Source organism: Gryllotalpicola koreensis, from assembly GCF_039538185.1.
In the GTDB taxonomy this organism is placed as follows: Bacteria; Actinomycetota; Actinomycetes; order Actinomycetales; family Microbacteriaceae; genus Gryllotalpicola; species Gryllotalpicola koreensis.
Genome location: NZ_BAABBW010000002.1, coordinates 646,921 through 665,709 on the forward strand (window position 1 = coordinate 646,921; position 18,789 = coordinate 665,709).

At 69.1% G+C, this 18,789-nt stretch carries 22 protein-coding genes; 9 read left to right on the forward strand and 13 right to left on the reverse strand.

The genetic code is table 11. The features are described 5' to 3' along the window. Positions 1-29: 29 nt before the first annotated feature. From ABD708_RS08040 to ABD708_RS08050, 3 genes are all read right to left on the reverse strand, one after another. Positions 30-1,631, reverse strand: a complete 1,602-nt coding sequence (locus ABD708_RS08040; protein WP_344753102.1) for an MFS transporter — start codon at positions 1,629-1,631, stop codon at positions 30-32. A gap of 228 nt (positions 1,632-1,859) precedes the next feature. After that, the gene (locus tag ABD708_RS08045) at positions 1,860-3,281 is read right to left on the reverse strand and encodes an MFS transporter (RefSeq protein ID WP_344753104.1); all 1,422 of its coding nucleotides are present in this window, start codon (positions 3,279-3,281) and stop codon (positions 1,860-1,862) included. A gap of 201 nt (positions 3,282-3,482) precedes the next feature. Further along, a complete protein-coding gene (locus tag ABD708_RS08050; protein WP_344753106.1) occupies positions 3,483-4,418 on the reverse strand; it encodes an SDR family NAD(P)-dependent oxidoreductase in 936 nt (311 codons plus the stop codon). 121 nt (positions 4,419-4,539) lie between these two features. Here ABD708_RS08050 and ABD708_RS08055 point away from each other — a divergent pair, with 121 nt between their 5' ends. The 3 genes from ABD708_RS08055 to ABD708_RS08065 all read left to right on the forward strand — a co-directional run bounded on the left by ABD708_RS08055 (position 4,540) and on the right by ABD708_RS08065 (position 7,054). Beyond that, a complete protein-coding gene (locus tag ABD708_RS08055) occupies positions 4,540-4,956 on the forward strand; it encodes a Zn-ribbon domain-containing OB-fold protein (protein ID WP_344753108.1) in 417 nt (138 codons plus the stop codon). Next, complete coding sequence (locus ABD708_RS08060; RefSeq protein WP_344753110.1) at positions 4,953-6,116, forward strand: thiolase C-terminal domain-containing protein; 1,164 nt, start codon at positions 4,953-4,955, stop codon at positions 6,114-6,116. Before ABD708_RS08055 ends, ABD708_RS08060 begins: the two co-directional genes overlap by 4 nt. Before the next feature lie 80 nt (positions 6,117-6,196). Continuing rightward, the gene (locus tag ABD708_RS08065; RefSeq protein WP_344753112.1) at positions 6,197-7,054 is read left to right on the forward strand and encodes a ParA family protein; all 858 of its coding nucleotides are present in this window, start codon (positions 6,197-6,199) and stop codon (positions 7,052-7,054) included. A 118-nt stretch (positions 7,055-7,172) separates the two neighbouring features. On the opposite strand, the gene ABD708_RS08070 is transcribed toward ABD708_RS08065, so the two are convergent. From ABD708_RS08070 to ABD708_RS08080, 3 genes are all read right to left on the reverse strand, one after another. After that, entirely contained in the window at positions 7,173-7,724 is a 552-nt protein-coding gene (locus ABD708_RS08070; RefSeq protein WP_344753114.1) for a MerR family transcriptional regulator, read from the reverse strand. Positions 7,725-7,843: 119 nt separating this feature from the next. Further along, on the reverse strand, positions 7,844-8,542 hold the full coding sequence (gene ftsR, locus ABD708_RS08075; protein ID WP_344753116.1) for a transcriptional regulator FtsR: 699 nt from the start codon (positions 8,540-8,542) through the stop codon (positions 7,844-7,846). Beyond that, on the reverse strand, positions 8,542-9,003 hold the full coding sequence (locus ABD708_RS08080) for an FHA domain-containing protein (RefSeq protein WP_425553256.1): 462 nt from the start codon (positions 9,001-9,003) through the stop codon (positions 8,542-8,544). Before ABD708_RS08080 ends, ftsR begins: the two co-directional genes overlap by 1 nt. Before the next feature lie 68 nt (positions 9,004-9,071). Here ABD708_RS08080 and ABD708_RS08085 point away from each other — a divergent pair, with 68 nt between their 5' ends. Continuing rightward, complete coding sequence (locus ABD708_RS08085; RefSeq protein ID WP_425553257.1) at positions 9,072-9,911, forward strand: DUF1295 domain-containing protein; 840 nt, start codon at positions 9,072-9,074, stop codon at positions 9,909-9,911. On the opposite strand, the gene ABD708_RS08090 is transcribed toward ABD708_RS08085, so the two are convergent. After that, complete coding sequence (locus tag ABD708_RS08090) at positions 9,849-10,370, reverse strand: hypothetical protein (RefSeq protein WP_344753122.1); 522 nt, start codon at positions 10,368-10,370, stop codon at positions 9,849-9,851. The genes ABD708_RS08085 and ABD708_RS08090 overlap by 63 nt on opposite strands. Before the next feature lie 57 nt (positions 10,371-10,427). Here ABD708_RS08090 and ABD708_RS08095 point away from each other — a divergent pair, with 57 nt between their 5' ends. Both ABD708_RS08095 and ABD708_RS08100 read left to right on the forward strand, forming a co-directional pair. Next, positions 10,428-10,877 carry a hypothetical protein gene (locus ABD708_RS08095; RefSeq protein WP_344753123.1) on the forward strand — a complete coding sequence of 150 codons (450 nt, stop codon included), beginning with the start codon at positions 10,428-10,430 and terminating at the stop codon, positions 10,875-10,877. Positions 10,878-11,044: 167 nt separating this feature from the next. Further along, positions 11,045-11,455, forward strand: coding sequence for a RidA family protein (locus ABD708_RS08100; protein WP_344753125.1), 411 nt, complete (start codon positions 11,045-11,047; stop codon positions 11,453-11,455). Positions 11,456-11,536: 81 nt separating this feature from the next. On the opposite strand, the gene ABD708_RS08105 is transcribed toward ABD708_RS08100, so the two are convergent. Both ABD708_RS08105 and ABD708_RS08110 read right to left on the reverse strand, forming a co-directional pair. Beyond that, positions 11,537-12,022 carry a hypothetical protein gene (locus ABD708_RS08105; protein WP_344753127.1) on the reverse strand — a complete coding sequence of 162 codons (486 nt, stop codon included), beginning with the start codon at positions 12,020-12,022 and terminating at the stop codon, positions 11,537-11,539. A gap of 334 nt (positions 12,023-12,356) precedes the next feature. Beyond that, the gene (locus ABD708_RS08110; RefSeq protein ID WP_344753129.1) at positions 12,357-13,520 is read right to left on the reverse strand and encodes an MFS transporter; all 1,164 of its coding nucleotides are present in this window, start codon (positions 13,518-13,520) and stop codon (positions 12,357-12,359) included. A 96-nt stretch (positions 13,521-13,616) separates the two neighbouring features. Between ABD708_RS08110 and ABD708_RS08115 the strand changes: the two genes are divergently transcribed. Continuing rightward, positions 13,617-14,018 carry a LysM peptidoglycan-binding domain-containing protein gene (locus tag ABD708_RS08115; RefSeq protein ID WP_344753131.1) on the forward strand — a complete coding sequence of 134 codons (402 nt, stop codon included), beginning with the start codon at positions 13,617-13,619 and terminating at the stop codon, positions 14,016-14,018. Positions 14,019-14,059: 41 nt separating this feature from the next. Here the strand turns inward: ABD708_RS08115 and ABD708_RS08120 are convergent, their stop codons facing one another. After that, positions 14,060-14,590 carry an NUDIX domain-containing protein gene (locus ABD708_RS08120; protein ID WP_344753133.1) on the reverse strand — a complete coding sequence of 177 codons (531 nt, stop codon included), beginning with the start codon at positions 14,588-14,590 and terminating at the stop codon, positions 14,060-14,062. A 139-nt stretch (positions 14,591-14,729) separates the two neighbouring features. Next, the gene (locus ABD708_RS08125) at positions 14,730-15,605 is read right to left on the reverse strand and encodes an SDR family NAD(P)-dependent oxidoreductase (protein ID WP_344753136.1); all 876 of its coding nucleotides are present in this window, start codon (positions 15,603-15,605) and stop codon (positions 14,730-14,732) included. 58 nt (positions 15,606-15,663) lie between these two features. Here ABD708_RS08125 and ABD708_RS08130 point away from each other — a divergent pair, with 58 nt between their 5' ends. Together ABD708_RS08130 and ybaK are read left to right on the forward strand one after the other, a co-directional pair. Beyond that, positions 15,664-16,317: a TetR/AcrR family transcriptional regulator gene (locus ABD708_RS08130; protein ID WP_344753139.1), complete on the forward strand. Its 654-nt coding sequence runs from the start codon at positions 15,664-15,666 to the stop codon at positions 16,315-16,317. Between the two features lie 34 nt (positions 16,318-16,351). Continuing rightward, on the forward strand, positions 16,352-16,849 hold the full coding sequence (gene ybaK, locus ABD708_RS08135; protein ID WP_344753142.1) for a Cys-tRNA(Pro) deacylase: 498 nt from the start codon (positions 16,352-16,354) through the stop codon (positions 16,847-16,849). A gap of 45 nt (positions 16,850-16,894) precedes the next feature. Here ybaK and ABD708_RS08140 read toward each other — a convergent pair whose 3' ends face one another. Then, the gene (locus tag ABD708_RS08140) at positions 16,895-17,251 is read right to left on the reverse strand and encodes an ArsR/SmtB family transcription factor (RefSeq protein ID WP_344753146.1); all 357 of its coding nucleotides are present in this window, start codon (positions 17,249-17,251) and stop codon (positions 16,895-16,897) included. After that, positions 17,248-18,723, reverse strand: a complete 1,476-nt coding sequence (locus ABD708_RS08145) for a permease (RefSeq protein WP_344753149.1) — start codon at positions 18,721-18,723, stop codon at positions 17,248-17,250. Before ABD708_RS08145 ends, ABD708_RS08140 begins: the two co-directional genes overlap by 4 nt. Positions 18,724-18,789 lie beyond the last annotated feature (66 nt).

The window sequence follows — 18,789 nt, forward strand, 5'->3', positions numbered from 1 at the left end:
CGATCCGGGGCCCTTCCTTTATTACTGCGTCAGTCCTCGACGATGATCTCCTTCTCGGGAGCGCCGGTCACCTCACTGGAGGCGAGCATCAGCTCCTCGGTGAGACCGCCCTGATACTCGGCGTTCTTGTGCACGATGGCCAGCACGAGCAGGATGCCGCCGCCGATGGCGCAGACGATCCACGACCAGGTGAAGGCGCCCGCAGACGGCAGGGAGCCCAGCGCGGGGCTGGCCTTCAGCGCGGCGGCGGCCGCCTCGGCGGGCAGCTGGTGGATCAGCAGGTTGCCGGCGAGCACGGCGGAGAACACCACGGCGCCGAAGGAGCCGATGCTCGCGAACACCATGGTGCCCGCAGCGGAGAACAGCGAGGCCTCCTTGTCCTTCGCGGCGTGCAGGTACGCGGCGTTGGCGGCCGAGTAACCGAGCGCGAAGGCGAAGCCCCAGATCGCCATGCCGAGCATGTTCGCCCACCAGGTCGAGTGCCACATCGCGAGAAACGCGAAGCCGATGATGGTGAGCAGGGCACCGAAGACCATCGTCTGCTTGAGCCCCAGCTTCGTCATGATCGGCCCCATGATGAATCCGCCGAAGAGCACGAAGAACGCGGTGGGCATGAGGAACATGGCGGATTCCAGCACCGTGTGCCCCCAGTCGGTGAGGCCGTAGGCGAGCGGACCGAAGGCCTTGAGCTCCTCGGCGGGGATCTGGGCGAAGGTCGTGACGGCCAGGTTCGACAGGATCGCGAGCGCCGAATAGATGCCTGCGGAGAAGTAGGCGGGAACCGTGGTCTGCTTGAAGGTGATGCGCAGGTCGATGAGCGGCTCCTTGACCGACAGCTCGACCCACACCCAGATCGCCATCACGACCGCGCCGCCGATGAGCACACCGAGCGTCCCTGCGGATGTCCAGCCCCAGTCGGCGCCGTAGCTGATGCCGACCGCGATGGCCGTGAGCCCGATGATCAGCAGGACCGCACCTGCGTAGTCGATGTGCTCCTTCGCCTCGAGTTTGAAGTCGGGCACGAGGATCCAGGCGCCGATGAGCGAGATCGCGGCGAGCAGCGCCATGATCCAGAAGACGACGCTGACGCTGCCGTTGAGCGCAAGCACCGTGCCGCCCATCAGGAACGAGATCGCGACACCGAGGCCGATCGCCGCCGTGATGAGCCCCATGCCGCGGTTGGTGCCGTGCACATCGCGCGACTTCTCGCGCATCAGGGCGATCGAGATCGGGGCGGCTGCGCTGAGGCCGAGCAGGAGCCGCCCGATCAGCAGCAGCGTGAACCCGGGAGCCACCGCGCACAACAGGTTGCCGACCGTGGCGATTCCGAGGCCGATGATGAGGAAGCCGCGGAGGCTGATGCGCTCAGCGACGCGCGTGAGGACGGGGACGGCGCCGGCGCCCACGATGCTCAGGATCGACAGGACCAGCGGCGACTGGGCGGCCGTGAGGTGGTATTCGGCGGCCATCGTGCCGACCAGCGGGATGAGGGCGAGCGATTGGCTGTCGCCGACCAGCACGATGAGCGCGGCCACGATGGCCACGGCCGTGACCGGCTGCATGTGGATCTTCTGGAGACGGCGTTCGACGGCTCCGACCGGGGCCGGCGGGGTGATAGCAGTACTCGTCATTGCGTAGCTACCTATCTCTGCGAAAAGGGATCGGGGTATCGGCGAAGGAAGCGACTCGGGGCCGCGCTGCCCTTCGTATTGCGGGTCCGGGATTCTCCAGCGGACGACATCGTCCGCGGAACCGATCCGCCACCCGGCGAGATCCGTGGTCCGGCTTGGCTGGGACTGTACTCCCGAAAGGCCGTCTCTGTATACAGAAAACGAGATATTCGGCGAAATCGTCTCAGATCACGTCGCTGAGGTATACAGCGCGGCGGCCTCGGCGGCCCGTTGCCGCGCCGCAGCCGAGCGCTCGCGCATGGCCGCGCGCGACTTGCGCGGGCTGTAGTAGCCGCCCAGGCCGTACGCGCACAGCGGGATGAACGCCAGCATCATGGCCATGCACGCGATGAACCAGACGCGCCACCCGGCCTCGGTGGCGATGGGCGTGCCGATCGCCACGGGGATGATGAGCCCCGCGATGACGCTCGAGAAGCGGTTCACGACGCCGAAGACCGCGAACGCGGTGCCGACCAGCGCCGGGTTGCGCGCCTCGGCATCCTCGCTGTACGCGGCGTACCAGGGCGAGAACCCGCCGCCCATCCCGATCGACCAGCAGATCATCGGAACGGCCAGCCGCCAGTACGAGGCGTCGTGCGCGGTCATCACGAAGATCAGCGAGACGACCACGATGATCGCACCGGCGAACATGATCGGCTTGCGCACCGTGAGCCAGTCGGAGATCAGGCCGAAGCCGACGAGCGCGACGCAGTTCGCCAGCCAGAACAAGGCGCCGAGGCTGTTCGCCTGTGCGAGGGACAGGTGCTGGATCTCGGTGTTGTAGAGGATCAGGAATCCGCTCGCGGTCACGAAGATGACGAGATACAGCATCATGGCGGCGTTCGCGGAGAGCAGCCGCAAGGTGATGACGTCGCGCCAGCTCGACGTGCGCACCGTCACCTCGATGACCTTGCTGAGGTCGTTGACCTGGGTGACCTTCTCGATGACCTTCTCGTCCTCGGCCACCACGACGACCTGGGCCCGCAGATGCGCGGGCAGCTCTCTCATGAAGACGAACAGCACGACGAAGGCCGCGAGGCACACGCCGCCGGTCAGGTGGAGCATCACCCTCCAGTCGGTCGTGTGCGCCAGGAGGACCGAGGCGAAGAAGCTCACCCCGAGCGCACCGACCCCGGTGCCGAGAGTGTTCACGCCCATCGCGGTCGCCCGCCCGGTCTGCGGCGTGAGATCGCGCATCAGGGTCGCACTCGTCGCGATCGCGATGCCGTCGGCGAAGCCCATCACGCAGTACCAGACGGCGAACTCCCACTTGGTCGTCGCGCTCGGCACGCCGAAGAAGGCGATGAGGCCGGCAGCGAGGGCGCCGTAGACGAGCAGGTTCGAACGGCCGATCCGGTCGGAGAGGGCGCTGAAATAGCCCGTCAGCGCGCCCACGAGGCCCGCGACGACGAGCAGATACGAGTAGAAGGCGGTCGACATGTGCATCTGCCCCAGCAGCAGGGGCGAGATCGGGCTCAGAATCAGCCCGAGCGACGTCAGGCAGATGTTGGAGGCCACCACGAGGAACAGCAGCCACCACCGCAGCAGGCCTTTGGGGTATGCCCCGAGTTCGCGCCTCCACATCCAGGAGACGGGATTCCGGTTCGCCATTGAACACTCTCGCAATCTGTCGGAGGGGCCGACTTTTCGAGAGACTGTACTCCGCGATCTGCTTTGTGTATACAAATAGGCCAGAATTGGCGTAATTACGTCGAACTTGGGGATTTCAGGTATACAGATTGCCTTCTTTAAGCACGTTGGGGCCCACCGCGACGACGCGGTGGGCCCCGAAACGGGCGGTGCTGCAGACGGCTACTTCGCCGCGGCGTGCGCTACCTGGGAGGCGAACATCGAGTAGGGAAGACCGTCTGCTTTCGGCTGGAACTCCGACTCGATCGAGGACGCGAGGTTGTCGAACGACCACGGCTCGGTGCCGTCCAGCGCCGCGATCTCCTCGGGGTTGTTGTAGAGCCCGACGTGGTAGCCCGACGCCGAGAGCACGCGGCTGCTCAGCCAGTCGCTGCGCTCGCTCGCGAGGTAGGCGGCGAGGGGTGCGATGTTGTTGGGCGAGCGCTGCGGGTCGTCGTCGCCGTTGTCGGTCGAGCCGATCCGCTGCGAGTCCGGCACGGTCGCGGTGAGCCGCGTGGCGGCACCGGGGGCGATCGCATTCGCGGTCACGCCGTAGCGGGCGAGCCCCTGCGCCAGCGAGTACGTGAGGCCGACGATGCCCATCTTGGCCGCGGCGTAGTTCGGCTGGCCGGGCGAGCCGTGCAGGCCGGAGGCCGAGGTGAAGTTGATGACACGGTAGTGGCCGTCGGGGTTGCGCTGCTCGCGCCAGTAAGCCGACGCGGGGCGCACCGTCGAGTAGTGCCCGCGCAGGTGGACGCGGATGACCGCGTCCCAGTCCTTCTCGTCCAGGTTGAAGATCATCCGGTCGCGCAGGATGCCGGCGACGTTGACGACGATGTCGAGCTTGCCGTAGGTGTCGACGGCCGTCTTCACGAGCCGCTCGCCGGTCGCCGCATCGGCGATGTCGCCGCCGTCGGCGACCGCCTGCCCGCCGCCCGAGGTGATCTCGTCCGCGACCCGGTGCGCCGGCCCCTCGTCGCCGCCCGTGCCGTCGGGGCGCGTGCCGAGATCGTTGATGACCAGCGAGGCGCCCTCACGCGAGAAGTACCTCGAGATCGCGGCCCCGATGCCGTTGCCGCCTCCGGTGATGATCGCGACGCGACCGTCAAGTACACCCATTTCTGAACACTCCCTTGTGTGCGGCCGCCGGGATGATCGGCCGTGTCAAGACGAGGCTACACACGCGCTTCACAAATGTATACATTGAGGTCAACTCGATCGAACATCGAAAGGTGCTGCTGTGTCAGATGGACCTGTTCCCGTGCCGACGCCCGAGACAATGCCGTTCTGGGAAGGAACCAAAGAAGGGCAGTTGCGTATACAAAGGTGCAACTCCTGCGAGAAGTTCTATTTCTATCCGCGCCCGTTCTGCCCGCGGTGCGACTCCGACGACGTCGCATGGCAGACCGTCAGCGGCAAGGCGACGCTGGCGTCGTACAACATCAACTACCGCCCCCTGCCGATGTTCAAGACCGAGCAGCCGCAGGTCATCGCGCTCGTCGAGCTGGACGAAGGAGTCCGCATGATGTCGAACATCGTCGGCGTCGAACCCGTGCCGGAGAAACTCCCACTCGGCCTTCGCCTGCGGGTCACCTTCGAGCCGCGTGGGGACCAGTTCCTGCCGCTCTTCACGCCGGACGAGGAGGTCGCGCGATGACCGCCACGAGCATGCACGGCGGCAACATCGCCATCGTCGGTGCTTCGGAGACCGATCGCATCGGTGCGCTGCCCGATGTGTCGATGATCCATCTGCACACGAACGCGGCCAGGCGGGCGATCGCGGATGCCGGCATCGACAAGTCTGAGATCGACGGTGTCGCCACCGCGGGGCCCACGCCCATCGAGGTCGCGGACCAGCTCGGCATCCGCCCGCGCTGGGTCGACGGCACCATGATCGGCGGCTGCAGCTTCATCGCGCTGGTGCGCCACGCCGCTGCCGCGATCGCCGCCGGCGCCGCGAGCGTCGTGCTCATCACCCATGGCGAGTCCGGCCGCTCCCACGTCGGCACGCCGGCCTATGCCGGAGCGCCGTCCTCCCCTGCCGGGCAGTTCGAGCAGCCGTTCGGGGCGCTCGCGCCGTACTCCAGCTTCACCACCCCGGTGCTCGCCTTCCTCAAAGAGCGGGGCTTCACCCGTGAGGATCTCGCCGAGGTGGTCGTCTCGCAGCGGCTGTGGGCGATCCCGAACGAGCGCGCACTGAGGCGCGACCCCATCGACGTCGAGGGCGTGCTCGCCGCTCCCCCCGTCGCCTACCCCTTCACCCGCGACATGTGCTGTGTGGTCACGGATGCCGGCGGCGCGCTCGTCGTCACGAGCGCCGAGCGCGCCCGCGACCTGCCCTCCGCCGTCCGCGCGGTCTACCTGCTCGGCTCGGGTGAGGGCACCGAGAGCGTGATCGTCTCGCAGATGGACGAGCTCGACAGCTTCGGCCCCTTCCGCCGCGGCGCGCAGGAGGCCTTCCAGACCGCAGAGCTCAGCCACGACGACATCGACCACGTCATGTTCTACGACGCCTTCGCCCACCTGCCGCTCTACATGCTCGAAGACACCGGCTTCGTCGGGAAGGGCGAGTCCGCCGCCTTCTACAAAGAAGGCCACACACGGCCCGGCGGCGACCTGCCGATCAACACCCAGGGCGGCGGCCTCTCCTACACGCACTCCGGCATGTACGGCATGTTCGCCATCCAAGAAGCGGTCAGACAGCTACGCGGCGAAGCCGTCGTACAGGTGCCCGACGTGAAGACGAGCTTCGTACAGGGCGTCGGCTTCATGTTCGGTGCGGGCGCGACCGTCATCCTGACGAATCGAGCGGCTTAGGCGGGGCGGCGTCTGCGGAGCCTCGCCGTACGCAGGGAACGGTTAGGTTCCTCCGAACCACTGACGGTAAGTTTCTAGGCGTGCACGTACTCAGCGTCAGTTCCCTCAAGGGCGGTGTCGGCAAGACCACGGTGACCCTGGGACTTGCGTCGGCGGCGTTCGCCAAGGGTCTGCGCACCCTGGTGATCGACCTCGACCCTCAGTCCGACGTCTCGACCGGCATGGACATCTCGGTCGCGGGCCACCTCAATGTGGCCGATGTCCTCGCCAGCCCGAAGGAGAAGATCGTCCGCGCGGCGATCGCCCCCAGCGGCTGGACCCGGGGCCGTCCCGGCAAGGTCGACGTCATGATCGGCTCGCCCTCCGCCATCAACTTCGACGGCCCGCATCCGTCGGTCAAGGATCTGTGGAAGCTCGAGGACGCGCTGGTGCACCTCGAGCACGAGTACGACCTCACGCTGATCGACTGCGCGCCGAGTCTCAACGCCCTGACGCGCACGGCCTGGGCGGCATCCGATCGCGTCGCCGTCGTCACCGAGCCCGGGCTGTTCTCGGTCGCCGCGGCAGACCGCGCGCTGCGGGCCGTCGAAGAGATCCGCCGCGGTCTCGCGCCGCGCCTGCAGCCGCTCGGCATCATCGTGAACCGCGCCCGCGTGCAGTCCCTCGAGCACCAGTTCCGCATCAAGGAGCTGCGCGACATGTTCGGTCCGCTCGTGCTCTCGCCGCAGCTGCCCGAGCGCACCTCGCTGCAGCAGGCCCAGGGTGCGGCGAAGCCGCTGCACGTGTGGCCGGGCGAGTCCGCTCAGGAGATGGCGCACAACTTCGATCTGCTGCTCGAACGCGTGATGCGCACGGCCCGGCTCGGCGAGTACGCGCAGGAGGGCGCCGAGACCCCCGCGCCGCGCGGCCTCGGCCGCCCCGACGTCGCCGAGGCATAGGCCGGAGACCGACCGTTCCGCACGGCCGAAGAGCCCCGCAGCCGCGTTGCGCTACAGCTACGGGAATCCGCTACAGGCGTGACGCGCGCGCGTTCCCGTAGCTGTAGCGCGGAGAGCGCTACGAAACCTGCTTGCGCGCCGCCCGGCGCGCGGCGAGCTCGTCGGCGGGGTCCGCCGCCTCGACAGGGTCGATCTCGACGAGGCTCGCCTCGACTTCACGCAGCACGCGGCCGACGGCGATGCCGAAGACGCCCTGGCCCTGGCTGACGAGGTCGATGACCTCATCGTTCGAGGTGCACAGGTAGACCGATGCACCGTCGCTCATGAGCGTGGTCTCGGCGAGGTCGGTGACGCCCGACTCGCGCAGCTGATTCACCGCGACGCGGATCTGCTGCAGCGAGATGCCGGTGTCGAGCAGGCGCTTGACGAGCTTGAGCACGAGGATGTCGCGGAAGCCGTAGAGCCGCTGCGAGCCCGAGCCGGATGCCCCGCGCACGGTCGGCTCGACCAGCTCGGTGCGGGCCCAGTAGTCGAGCTGGCGATAGCTGATGCCCGCCGCCTTCGCCGCGACCGCCCCCTTGTACCCCACTTCGTCGGCCATGTCGGGCAGGCCATCGGTGAAGAGGTACTGCAGATCGAGGCGCCCTTCGGGGCCTGCGGCTTCGCTCATGCGCGTACCTTTCGTGTGGGGTGGAGCACTGAGTAAACGGTACTCAGCACCGGGAGGCCGGGCAATCACATCGGCCACCTGGCTCCGGCGTGTCGCGAGTTTCACCCTCAAGTTGAGGTTTAGGGCGTCAGTCTGTCGAGCCCTGCCTGCAGCAGCGTACGTCGCACGACGTCCAGCTGCCTGGCGATGTCTTGCGCGGTGTCGGCGGTCTTCGCGCGGCCGGACGCGTCGCGGCGGTGGGCGAGCGGCGCCACGGCGCTCTCGATGAGCCCGAGCTCGCGCTCGACGGCGGCGCGCACCGTGCGCAGGTGACGCGGCCCGATGCCCCGCGCGGCGAGCCCCACAAGCGCGGTGAGCACCTGCAGGGCATCCTCGCCGAAGAGCTCGGACGGCTGGATCAGCGACGCGCTCACGGCGTCGGCGAGCAGCTGAGGCGTCGCCCCGGACTCGCGCAGCAGCTCGTCGCGGGTGAAGCGGCGAGCCGTCGACAGCATGTTGGGCCGAGTCGGTCCGGCGCCGCCCGGCAGCAGCGGCCTGAGCCCCGCATCGAGGTCGGCAAGGTAGTCGCGGATCACCTTGAGCGGCAGATAGTGGTCGCGCTGCATGGAGAGCACGAGCTTGAGCCGCTCGAGGTCTTCTGCCGAGAACTTGCGGTAGCCCGACGGCGTGCGGGCGGGCGAGACGAGCCCCTGCTCTTCGAGGAAGCGCAGCTTCGACGGGGTGAGCTCGGGGTGCTCAGGGGTGAGCTTCGCGAGCACCTGACCGATGCTCAGAAGTACCGGCCCGGCGTCTTTCGCCTGGGCCGCGGTGCGCGCCACTACTTCTTGCCCAGGTCGGCGCGCGACGCGTAGAACGTGAAGCGGTACTTTCCGATCTGCACTTCGGCGCCGTCGACCAGCAGGGCCGACTCGATGCGCACGCCGTCGTAGTAGGTGCCGTTGAGAGAGCCGAGATCGCGGACCTCGAAGAGGGTGCCGTGCCGGGTGAACTCGGCGTGACGCCGAGAGACGGTGACGTCGTCGAGGAAGATGTCGGCGTCGGGGTGGCGGCCCGCGACGGTCGTGTCGGCGTCGAGCAGGAAGCGCGCGCCCGTGTTGGGCCCGCGGCGCACGATGAGCAGCGCAGAGCCCGACGGCAGCGCGTTGATGGCCTCGAGCTCGTCGGCGGTCACCCCGGTGCCGTCGACGTTCATGGCCTGGGCGAACTCCTCACCGAAGCGCGCAGTCGTCGCTTCGTTGGCTTTCGCCGGTTCGCGCAGGGGGTTCTCGTCGGCCACCATCGTCCTCCTTCGTGTGATTAGCGTATCGGAAAGGTCACGGCGGGGAACCGGGCAAACACGCGCCTACGATGACTCACGTGGCCCCTCTTCACGTGGATTTCTGGATTCTGATCGGCGTCTGCGCGCTCACCTGGGTGCTTTCGCTGATCACCCGCGAGCACTCATGGGTCGACCGGATCTGGTCGATCGTGCCGGTCGTGTACGTCTGGGTCTTCGCCGCTGAGGCGGGCTTGGACAACCCGCGGCTGCTGCTCATGGCGGGGCTCGTGACCCTGTGGGGCATCCGTCTCACCTTCAATTTCGCGCGCAAGGGCGGCTATGCGCGCGGGGGCGAGGACTACCGCTGGGCGATTCTGAGGGCACGGATGCCCCGGCCGCTGTTCGAGGTCTTCAACCTGCTCTTCATCGTGTGCTACCAGAACGTTCTGCTGCTGTTGATCTCGCTTCCGGCATACACGGCGTGGCGGCATCCGTCTGCACTCAACGCCCTTGACTGGATTCTCGCCGCCGCGTTCCTCGCCGCGCTCGTCGGCGAGACGGTCGCCGATCAGCAGCAATGGAACTTCCAGCAGTGGAAGAAGTCCGAGCGCGCCGCCGGCCGCGACCCCCGCCCGCGCTTCCTGCAGACCGGGCTGTTCCGGTTCTCACGCCACCCCAACTTCTTCTTCGAGCAGTCGCAGTGGTGGCTGCTGTTCTTCTTCGGGTGCGTCGCGGCCGGGTCGCTGTGGCAGTGGACGGTCATCGGCCCCGCCCTGCTCACGGTGCTCTTCATCGGCTCGACGCGCATGACCGAGCAGATCTCGCGCGAGCGCTACCCCGAGTACGCCGGGTACCAGGCACGCGTCTCAGCGCTCGTGCCCTGGTTTCGCCGCCGCGGGTCGGGGGAAGACCTCGCGCAGCTGGGCTGAGCCGAGGTAGGCGCCGATGCCGAGCAGGATCAGGCTGAACACGATCTGCTCGGTGATCATCCAGGCGGGGTACAGGTGCGGGATCGCGGCGAGCACCAGCGTCACGACCGGGAAGATGCGGGTGAACAGCACGAGCCGCTGATAGGCCCAGTACCAGCCGCGCGACGCGCGCCAGGTGAAGTAGAACAGCGTGGCCGTGATGCCGAGGACGACAACGGTGCGCATCCATACCGGAAGGGTGACGGATGCCCCGCGCGCCGCCATCGCGACCGCGATCACCACCGCGGCGAGCCCGAGCAGGAACTCGAGGGCGAGCAGCCACGCGACACGCGCGAACGCCCGCCGGGTGCGTGGGTGCGCGACTGCCTCTGGGGCGGCCATGACGCCGGCGAGCCTGCCGCCTGCCACGCGATCGAGGAACCGGAAGGTCGGCTCGAGGCGGGCGAGAAGGGCATCCATGGCTCGACCGACCCTAGCTTCCCGACCTTGGCGGAGTTCTGGGGTTACCGTGAAGACATGTCGTGCATCCGGTTCAACACCCCCGCCCAGCGCGAGCAGATGCGGCGGCTCGCGCCCTCGCAGCTGACTCCGGAGCAGGTGGCCGAGCTGCACCCCGCTCCCCCGGTGACCGAAAGCAAGATCCGCAGGCTGCGGCTGCTGGCCGCGGATCGGAACCCGAAGATCCGCGAGGCGGTGGCCTCGAGCTACAACACACCGGTCGACCTGTTCGAGAAGCTGGCGCGCGACGCGGACGAGGGCGTGCGCGGCTGCGTGGCACGCAACGAGGCGACGCCGTGCGATGTGCTGCGGGGCCTGGTCGACGACCCGAGCGAGCAGGTGCGCGGATTCCTCGCGATCAACTACTTCGTGCCGGAGGACGCGATGGAGCGCCTGCGGAATGACCCGAGCTCGACCGTGCGCTCGCTGGTGCGCTGGAAGACGGAACTCGCGACCGCCGACGCCTGACCCGGCATCCGTTCGCCGCTCCCAGCGCGCGTCGTCCACGCGAGAAGTGCGGCGATGTCGTGCCCATCGCGTCGAGGCAACATCCCCGCACTTCTCGGTAAAGCGCGCCGGGCTGAATGGATGCGACCGGTGACCGCCGCCTCCCGCGCGTCGGCTAGGGTCATCGCGTGCCCAACGTCAGCCTGATCCGGTCCGATGCGCTCGCCGAGACGCCCGGTTATGCGTATGCGTCATCCGTGGCGCCAGGAACGCGGCTGATCCACCTCGCCGGAGCGTGCCCGCTCGACGCCGACGGGACCGTCGGCCCGGTTGGTGACTACGCCGGGCAGGCCGCGAAATGCATCGAGAACCTGCTCAGCGCGCTGGGTGCCGCCGGTGCCGAGCTCTCAGATGTCGCTTACACGCGGGTGCTCGTCGCGACGACGCAGAACGAGGACCTGGGCACCGTCTGGAACGTCGTGCGGGCGGCCTTCGCCGAGCACGAAGTGCCGAGCACGCTGTTCGGCGTCACGGTTCTCGGCTACTGGAACCAACTGGTCGAGATCGAGGCCGTCGCGGCCGTCGCGGACACGCCGTAGCCGGCAACTACGAGCCGCCGACGGATGCCGGGGCGATTGTTCGAAGCGGCAGCGCAGCGAGTTCGGCCGGGCCCTCGACGGTCACCCAGCAGTCATCGACGCGCGCGTAGCGATAGCTGCGACCCTCGTGTTCGAGGCCCCACCGCTGAGGTCCCGCCCGTCGACGCGCAGCACGAGCGGCTGCCACACCGCCTCACCCTCGTTCGGCCGGAACAGGTGCCATCGCACACCGTCCTCGTCGCGGGCCTCAGCCTCCGTCGTGATCGTGAGGTCGGTACCGCTCCCGCACTCCTTCCCGGGCGGCAGGCACACGATGGACACCGTGGTGAGCTTTCCCCCGCTGCCACCCCGGCCGCCGAACGCGAAAGCGCCCGTCCATTCGGCCGGCGCGAAGAACGGCAGGCCGCAGCCCAGAAGTTCTGCCCGGTCCTCCGCGCGCCGGGCGACAGCACCGCGCCGCGGCGCGAAGGCTGCCAGCAATTCGGTGCGCAGGGTGTACGGATGCCTGCCGAAGCGGCCGCCCCAGAATGCCGAGCTGCCTTCGAGGAGCCACAGGGCGACGAGCAACGCGGCGGCGGGCCCACCACCACACCCCGAGCGTCAGCTGCAGGACGACTCCGATGACGAGGCCGCCGCCCACGACGATGACATAAATGATGGGCGTCAGCTCGACGACCTGCCGGCCACGCAGCGCCCGCCAGACCCGCTTCGGAATGCCCCAGCGGGTGGGCCGCCTCGGCCCCGAGTAGACCGCGAAGCGTCCGGGGCGGCGCCTGCCGCTGCGCAGCCAGCGCCAGATCGCAGCCCACGAGCGCGTGGCTCCGGCAGCTTCCGATCCAGCGCTCATGACACGACGCTATTGCCTGGGATCGGCACGGACAATCATGCGGGGGCGGCGAGATCAACCGAGGCGACGCGCTCCCCGCAGCGGGACGGCCGCGATTCCCGCCGCGACGGCGCACGCGAGTGCCGCGGCCCCGATGGGAGAAGTCGCGCCGAACGTGCCGACGAGCGCGCCCGCCACGACCGAACCGGCTGCCGACCCGGCAATGCTCGCCGCGACGACCCCGCTGTATGCGCTGCTGATCGCGTCCGGCACAAGGGTGTCGAGCTGAGTGGAGATGCCGATCGCGATCGGGCTGGAGAGCAGGCCGGCCAGCAGGATCGCGGAGCTCAGCAGCAGCGGAACCGAGGCGACCAGAGTCCCCGCGCAGTAGACCGCCGCGACGAGGAGCAGCGAGACGATGACGTGAGTCTGGGGCGTCCCCCGCATCCGGATCGAGCCGTACACGAGCGCGCCGACACCTTCTCCGATCGGCAGGCACGCCAGCACCCACCCGATGAGCGACTCGTGGGACGCCTCGTCGACCACCGCAGGAACGGCGACCGACAGCGCCCCGACCGGAAGCGCAACACCCGCACTGATGAGGAACAACGGGATCGCCCGCCGAAGGGATCCGGCGCGCGGGCGCGCACGCTGCGGCATCCGTGCACCGCCCTCTGACGAGCGTGCGAAGAACAGCAACGAGACGACGACGAGCGACGCAGCGACCCCGATGGCGCCGCGCGGATGCAGCACGGGCGCGAGCACCCCGGCGAGGACCGGGCCGCAGGCGATCGAGCCCTGGAAGGAGAGGGACAGGACCGCATACGCCGCGGTGCGCTCCGGCTGCCGGGAGAGCGCGATCGGCAGCTGCGCCCGCACAGCCGCGGTGATGGCCGGGAAGCCGAGCCCTGCGACGCAGAGCAGCACCAGATCGGCTACGGCGCCCAGAGGTGCGGCCGCCGCGAACATCCCGAGGCCTGCACCGGTCACGGCCGCAGACAGCGAGATCACCAGGCGCGGATCGTGCCTGTCCAGAATCCGGCCCTGCAGCAGCACGCCGCACGCGTTCCCCACGCCGAACGCACCGGCGGCCGTGGCCGCGAGGCTCAGGGACTCGGAGCGCAGCGAGAGGATGATCGCAAGGGGCAGCATGCCCAGGGCGAGTGCCGATGCGATGACGGCGACAAAGCCGGCGTGCAGGGCACGGGTGCCGACGACGAGGCGAATCGGGTTGGACATGGGCGCGCTCCATGATGAAGCCCGCCCACCCGGGGGAAGCACCCCCTCTGCGTCAGATCCGACGCGGCCAGTCTAGGGGCAGGCTAGATTCGTGGCATGCGTCGTCGGCTGGCAGTAGCGGTCGTGGCTCTGGGCATCACGATGGCCGTCGCCGGGTGCACCTCGCCGACCGCCCAGCCCCAGGCGGATTCCACCACGCCGGCTGCCGCCTCGAGCGCACCGCCCGCCGCGACGTCGACGCCGTCGCCGTCTCCATCAGAGACGCCGATCGACCCGGTCACGCTGCCGCCGAGCGCCGACCTCGGTCCGCGCGCCGGCGCAGAGGGCACCGTCATCCATGACGACGCCGGAAACCCCGTCGGCTACGTCGTCGCCAAGGGCGACACGACCTGGGGCATCGCCGCGCGCTTCGGCGTCAGCGTCGACGACATGATGGACCGTGCGAACGTCGGCTACTCGACGATCTACCCTGGCGAGAAGCTCAGCCTGGTCTGGTGACCCGCGGGCTGCGGCATCCCCCGGCATCCCCGGATCCCGCCCTACAGCGACCCGAGCAACTCCCCGATGCGCGCCCGCAGCCCCGGCCACGATGCCTCGAGACCCGGGTGCAAGGGCAGGCTGTCGACGTCATCGACCGGCACCCAGCGCAGCTCGATGCTCTCGGCGTCGCCGATGACGGGGGTGAACGGTTCGGCGACGTGGCCGACGACGGTCGTGTAGCTCCACCAGCCGAGATCCCAGACGGACTCGAAGTCGATCACGACCGCGTCGGCCGGCACGCCGGCTTCCTCGTTGGCTTCGCGGATGGCGCCCTGTGCAGCGCTCTCGCCCTCATGGCGTGCGCCGCCGGGAATGCCCCACGTGCCGCCGAAGTGGCTGTAGCCCGCGCGGTGCTGCAGCAGCACGCCGACCTCGCGGTTCACGAGCAGCAGGCCCGCCGAGCCGAAGGTGCCCCAGAACTTGCTGCCGTCGGGGCCCTCGACCCAGCCGTCGCCGCTTCCCAGCGGGCGCCGCGGCATCGGGTCGCTCGCATCGGCGTGAGCCGAGAGGGGCAGGTCAGCGTCGCTCACGCTCCTAGCCTCTCACTCCACCGCGGCACGGGGGCGCCCCGGCGACACCAGATGTCACTCAGCGGCCACGATTCCGACGTCCATTGTCGCCGCGCACGAGCACGAGCACGAGCACGAGCACGATCAGAGGAATGGTGCGTCAGGCGGCGTCTGCAGGGAACTCGACGGGGTACTCCTCGGCGAAGTCGGCCGAGCGGCTGACCGCCTGCCAACGCCGGGCCTCGGCGAGCTGCGCCTCGGAGTAGGCGATCGACATGTCGACCGCGTTCACGCCGAGCGGCAGGTGCGAGGGGATGTCCGCACGCTTCGCCGTCTGCACGATGATCTCGGCCGCCCGCTTCGGGTCGCCGGCGGGGCGCGAGCCGGTCTGGCGCATGCGCGTGTTCATCGCGCCGACGGTCTGCTCGTACTCGGCGGGCGCGTCGTGCACCGTCATCGAGGCGCCGGCCCAGTCGGTCGCGAAACCGCTCGGCTCGATGACCAGGGTGCGGATGCCGAACGGCGCGGTCTCGGCGGCGAGCACCCGCGTGAAGCCGTCGACGGCGAACTTCGCCGCCTGGTAGCTCGCGATGCCCGGCGATCCCCCCACCCGACCGCCGACCGACGAGAACTGCACGACGAGGCCTCCGCCCTGCGTGCGCAGCTGCGGGATCGCCGCTCGCGTCACGTTGTACACGCCCCAGAAGTTCGTCTCGAACTGGGTGCGGAAGTCAGCCTCCTCCCCCGTCTCGATAGGCGCGACGTTCGCGTAGCCGGCGTTGTTAACGAGCACGTCGATGCGGCCGAAGCGGGCGACCGCTTGCTCGATCGCGGCGCGGGCGGCTGCAGCATCCGTCACGTCCAGCGCGAGCGGCAGCACGCGCTCGCCGTATTCCGTTGCCAACTCGGCGAGCTGCTCCGGACGGCGCGCGGTCGCGACGACGCGATCGCCCGCCTCGAGCGCCGCCTCGGCGAGGGCGCGGCCGAAGCCGCGCGAGGAGCCGGTGATGAACCAGGTCTGAGTATTCGACGTCATGCGTTTATTACAACACCGTTTTATTATTAATGCAACTCAGTTGTGTTAAAATTGTGGCGTGGCCACGACCGAGTTCCAGCGCGCCCGCAGCGCGGATGCGAAGCAGCAGCGCGAGCAGACGATCCTCGATGCGGCGACGCGGCTGGGCGCGCGCGCCGGCATCCGCACCGTCACCCTCACCGAGATCGCCGCCGAGGTCGGCATGCACAAGTCGGCGCTGCTGCGCTACTTCGAGACGCGCGAGCAGATCTTCCTCAGGCTGACGGCGACGGGGTGGCGTGAGTGGGGCGGCGCACTCGTGCCCGCCCTGCAGGAGCAGACGGATTCCTCCCCCGCGGCCGTCGCGCGGGCGATCGCCGACTCGCTCGTCGCCCGGCCGATGTTCTGCGACCTGCTCGCGCAGGCGCCGCTCAACCTCGAGCGCAACGTCTCGCTGGAATCCGTGCGCGAGTTCAAACTCGTCACGCTGGAGGAGGTCGACGCGATCGGCGCGGAGCTCACCCGGTTGCTCGGGCTCTCGGAGCAGCAGCGCGTCGACGTCATCGCGACGGCCACGAGCATGGCAGGGGCGCTGTGGCAGATGGCCACGCCCGGACCCGAGGTCGAGGCGCTCTATCGCAGTGACCCGCGGCTCGGCCACGCGATCGTGGAGGTGGGGCCGCGGCTCACCCGGGTGCTGACCGCACTGCTCGGCGGGCTGTCATCGCACTAGTGCCGCCCGCCGGCCGGGGATACTGGTGACTGCCATGGCCAAGAAGAACGCTGCACCGACCACCGCCGCCACCGCAGCGCTCGTGCGCGCAGGCATCCGCTTCACCCCGCACAGCTACGTGCACGACCCGGGCGTCACCGATTTCGGCGCAGAGGCCGCGCGCGAGCTCGGCATCGAGGCGGCGCGCGTGTTCAAGACGCTGATGGTGGCGACGGATGCCCCGGGCGGTCTCGGCATCGGCATCGTGCCCGTCGACGCGATGCTCGACCTCAAGGCGCTCGCGGCCGCGCTGGGCGGGAAGAAGGCCGAGCTCGCCGAGTCCAAGGTCGCCGAGCGCAAGAGCGGCTATGTCGTCGGCGGCATCTCGCCCGTCGGGCAGCGCACGCCGCTGCCGACGGTGCTCGACGCGTCGGCGGAGGGGTTCGCGACGATCCTCGTGTCGGGCGGCCGGCGCGGGTTCGACCTCGAGCTGGCGCCTGGGGATCTCCTTGCCGTGACGGGTGGGGTCTACGGAACGATCAGGCGCAGCTAACGGGTCTCGATACGCGCGGCGAGCCGCGCTACTCGACCGCCGGGCTCACGCCGTGATCTTGATGAGCTCGCGCAGGCAGTAGTGCAGCAGCGGCTCGGGGAAGTCGGGCGAGAGCCGGTTGTAGACGACCCGGCCGTGCTTGCGCGTCACGACGAGGCCGGCCGCGCGCAGCAGGCGCAGCGCGTACCCGGCGGCGTCCTCGCTGACATCGAGGGCGAGGGCGAGGTCGCCGACGCAGAGCTCCTCGGTCTCGTCGAGGGCGAACACGATGCGCAGGCGCAGCGGGTCGGCCATCACCGAGAGCAGACCCGCGAGTCGGGCCGTCTCGTCGGCGCTCGGCACGGCGCCGCGCGCCTGCTCGACCGCGTCGGCGTCGATCGGATGCTCGTGCTGCAGCGTCATCTCGCCGCCAGGAACGCTTCGGGCTTCAGGTCGAATGCGGTGCGGCATCCGGTCGAGCAGAAGTAATAGGTCTGCCCGTCGTACTCGGCGCTCGCCGCCGCGGTCTCGGGGCTCACCGCCATGCCGCACACCGGGTCGCGATGCGTTCCGTTCGGGTCGTGGCTCATACCGTGGTGGTCGCTCATCTCATCGTTCCTTTCCTCGGGCAGAGCCCTCTCATCGAAGCGCCGGGCGCAGCGGTCTGAGCAGAAGTAGAAGGTCTCGCCGCCGCGGATGCGGGCGGCCGGCGCGTTCGCGATCTCGACCTGCATGCCGCACACGGGGTCCTTGGCGTACTTCCCCGCCGCCCCGGCGCTGCGACGGCGGGCGCGGTACAGCCCGTACATGACGGCGAACAGCACGAGCGCGGCGAGGTTGAGCCAGGTCGTGTGGTCCCAGGCGATGCCGTGGCCGGTCATGGCGTGGATGGGCTCGGGCTCAGGAATCCGTACCCACCGGAACAGGTACTCGACCGCGAGCCCCGCCGCGCTCATCGTCGCCCAGAACAGGGCGAGGATGCGCAGGGTGACGCGCGTGCCGAAGTAGCGGCGGTAGATCACGAGCAGCGGCAGCGCGATCAGGTCGGCGAACACGAAGGCGACGACTCCGCCGAAGCTCGCACCGCCATGCCAGAGCGTCGCGGCGAGCGGCACGTTGCCGACCGAGCAGACGAAGCTGATGATCGCGAGGAACGGACCGACGACGACGTTCTCGAGGCTCGACCAGAAGCCGTGACCGGTGGCGAACAGCGACTGCCACACGGCGTCGGGCACGAGCACGGTGATGAATCCGGCGACGACGAAGCCGATCACGAGCTCTTTGCGGATCATCGTCAGATCGCTGATCATGTAGCCCGCCGCGTCGCCCCAGCCCTCGCGGCTGCGCAGCCGCTGCCGTAGCGGAACCTCATCGTGCGCCGCGCCGCCGTGGTCGTGCTGGTGCTCGTGACTCCCGCCGCTCTCGAAGCGGTCGAGATGGTCGCGCGCCGACTCGCCCGTGCGGCCGCCCAGCACGCGCGGCCCGATCAGGCCGATCAGCGCGATCATGATCGCCCCGCCGACGAGCTCGGCGAGCGCGAACTGCCAGCCGAGCAGCAGCCACAGCACGAGCCCCAGCTCGATCACGAGGTTCGTGCTCGCGATCATGAACACGAGCGAGGTCGTGAAGTCGGCACCCCGGCGGAACAGCGTCTTCGCGAGCGCGCTCGCCGCATACGAGCAGGACGAGCTCACCATGCCCCAGAACGTCGCCTTCGCGAGCGTCGCGGGGCGGTGGTCGCCGAGCATGCGCTGCATGCGTGCGCGCGAGACGAAGGCCTGCACCGCCCCCGAGAGAGCGAAGCCGAGGAAGAGCGCCCAGAGCGTCTCCCAGAACATGGAGAAGGCATCGACAAGCCCATCCCCCAGCATCCGCAGCACATCCATCGCCGTCATGTTATCTGTAAATCCGTACGGATATCCAGTTATTCCGGATGCCGAAAAACGGGGCACGGGATTCCT

Coding starts and splice junctions, on each gene's coding strand:
- ABD708_RS08050 (WP_344753106.1), bottom strand. CDS start 4,418: ATGGGTGTACTTGACGGTCGCGTCGCGATCATCACCGGAGGCGGCAAC.
- ABD708_RS08125 (WP_344753136.1), bottom strand. CDS start 15,605: ATGACGTCGAATACTCAGACCTGGTTCATCACCGGCTCCTCGCGCGGC.
- ABD708_RS08045 (WP_344753104.1), bottom strand. CDS start 3,281: ATGGCGAACCGGAATCCCGTCTCCTGGATGTGGAGGCGCGAACTCGGG.
- ABD708_RS08080 (WP_425553256.1), bottom strand. CDS start 9,003: ATGGTGGCCGACGAGAACCCCCTGCGCGAACCGGCGAAAGCCAACGAA.
- ABD708_RS08070 (WP_344753114.1), bottom strand. CDS start 7,724: ATGAGCGAAGCCGCAGGCCCCGAAGGGCGCCTCGATCTGCAGTACCTC.
- ABD708_RS08140 (WP_344753146.1), bottom strand. CDS start 17,251: ATGACGCTGCAGCACGAGCATCCGATCGACGCCGACGCGGTCGAGCAG.
- ABD708_RS08040 (WP_344753102.1), bottom strand. CDS start 1,631: ATGACGAGTACTGCTATCACCCCGCCGGCCCCGGTCGGAGCCGTCGAA.
- ABD708_RS08060 (WP_344753110.1), top strand. CDS start 4,953: ATGACCGCCACGAGCATGCACGGCGGCAACATCGCCATCGTCGGTGCT.
- ABD708_RS08090 (WP_344753122.1), bottom strand. CDS start 10,370: ATGGATGCCCTTCTCGCCCGCCTCGAGCCGACCTTCCGGTTCCTCGAT.
- ABD708_RS08085 (WP_425553257.1), top strand. CDS start 9,072: ATGACTCACGTGGCCCCTCTTCACGTGGATTTCTGGATTCTGATCGGC.
- ybaK (WP_344753142.1), top strand. CDS start 16,352: ATGGCCAAGAAGAACGCTGCACCGACCACCGCCGCCACCGCAGCGCTC.
- ABD708_RS08145 (WP_344753149.1), bottom strand. CDS start 18,723: ATGACGGCGATGGATGTGCTGCGGATGCTGGGGGATGGGCTTGTCGAT.
- ABD708_RS08110 (WP_344753129.1), bottom strand. CDS start 13,520: ATGTCCAACCCGATTCGCCTCGTCGTCGGCACCCGTGCCCTGCACGCC.
- ABD708_RS08115 (WP_344753131.1), top strand. CDS start 13,617: ATGCGTCGTCGGCTGGCAGTAGCGGTCGTGGCTCTGGGCATCACGATG.
- ABD708_RS08095 (WP_344753123.1), top strand. CDS start 10,428: ATGTCGTGCATCCGGTTCAACACCCCCGCCCAGCGCGAGCAGATGCGG.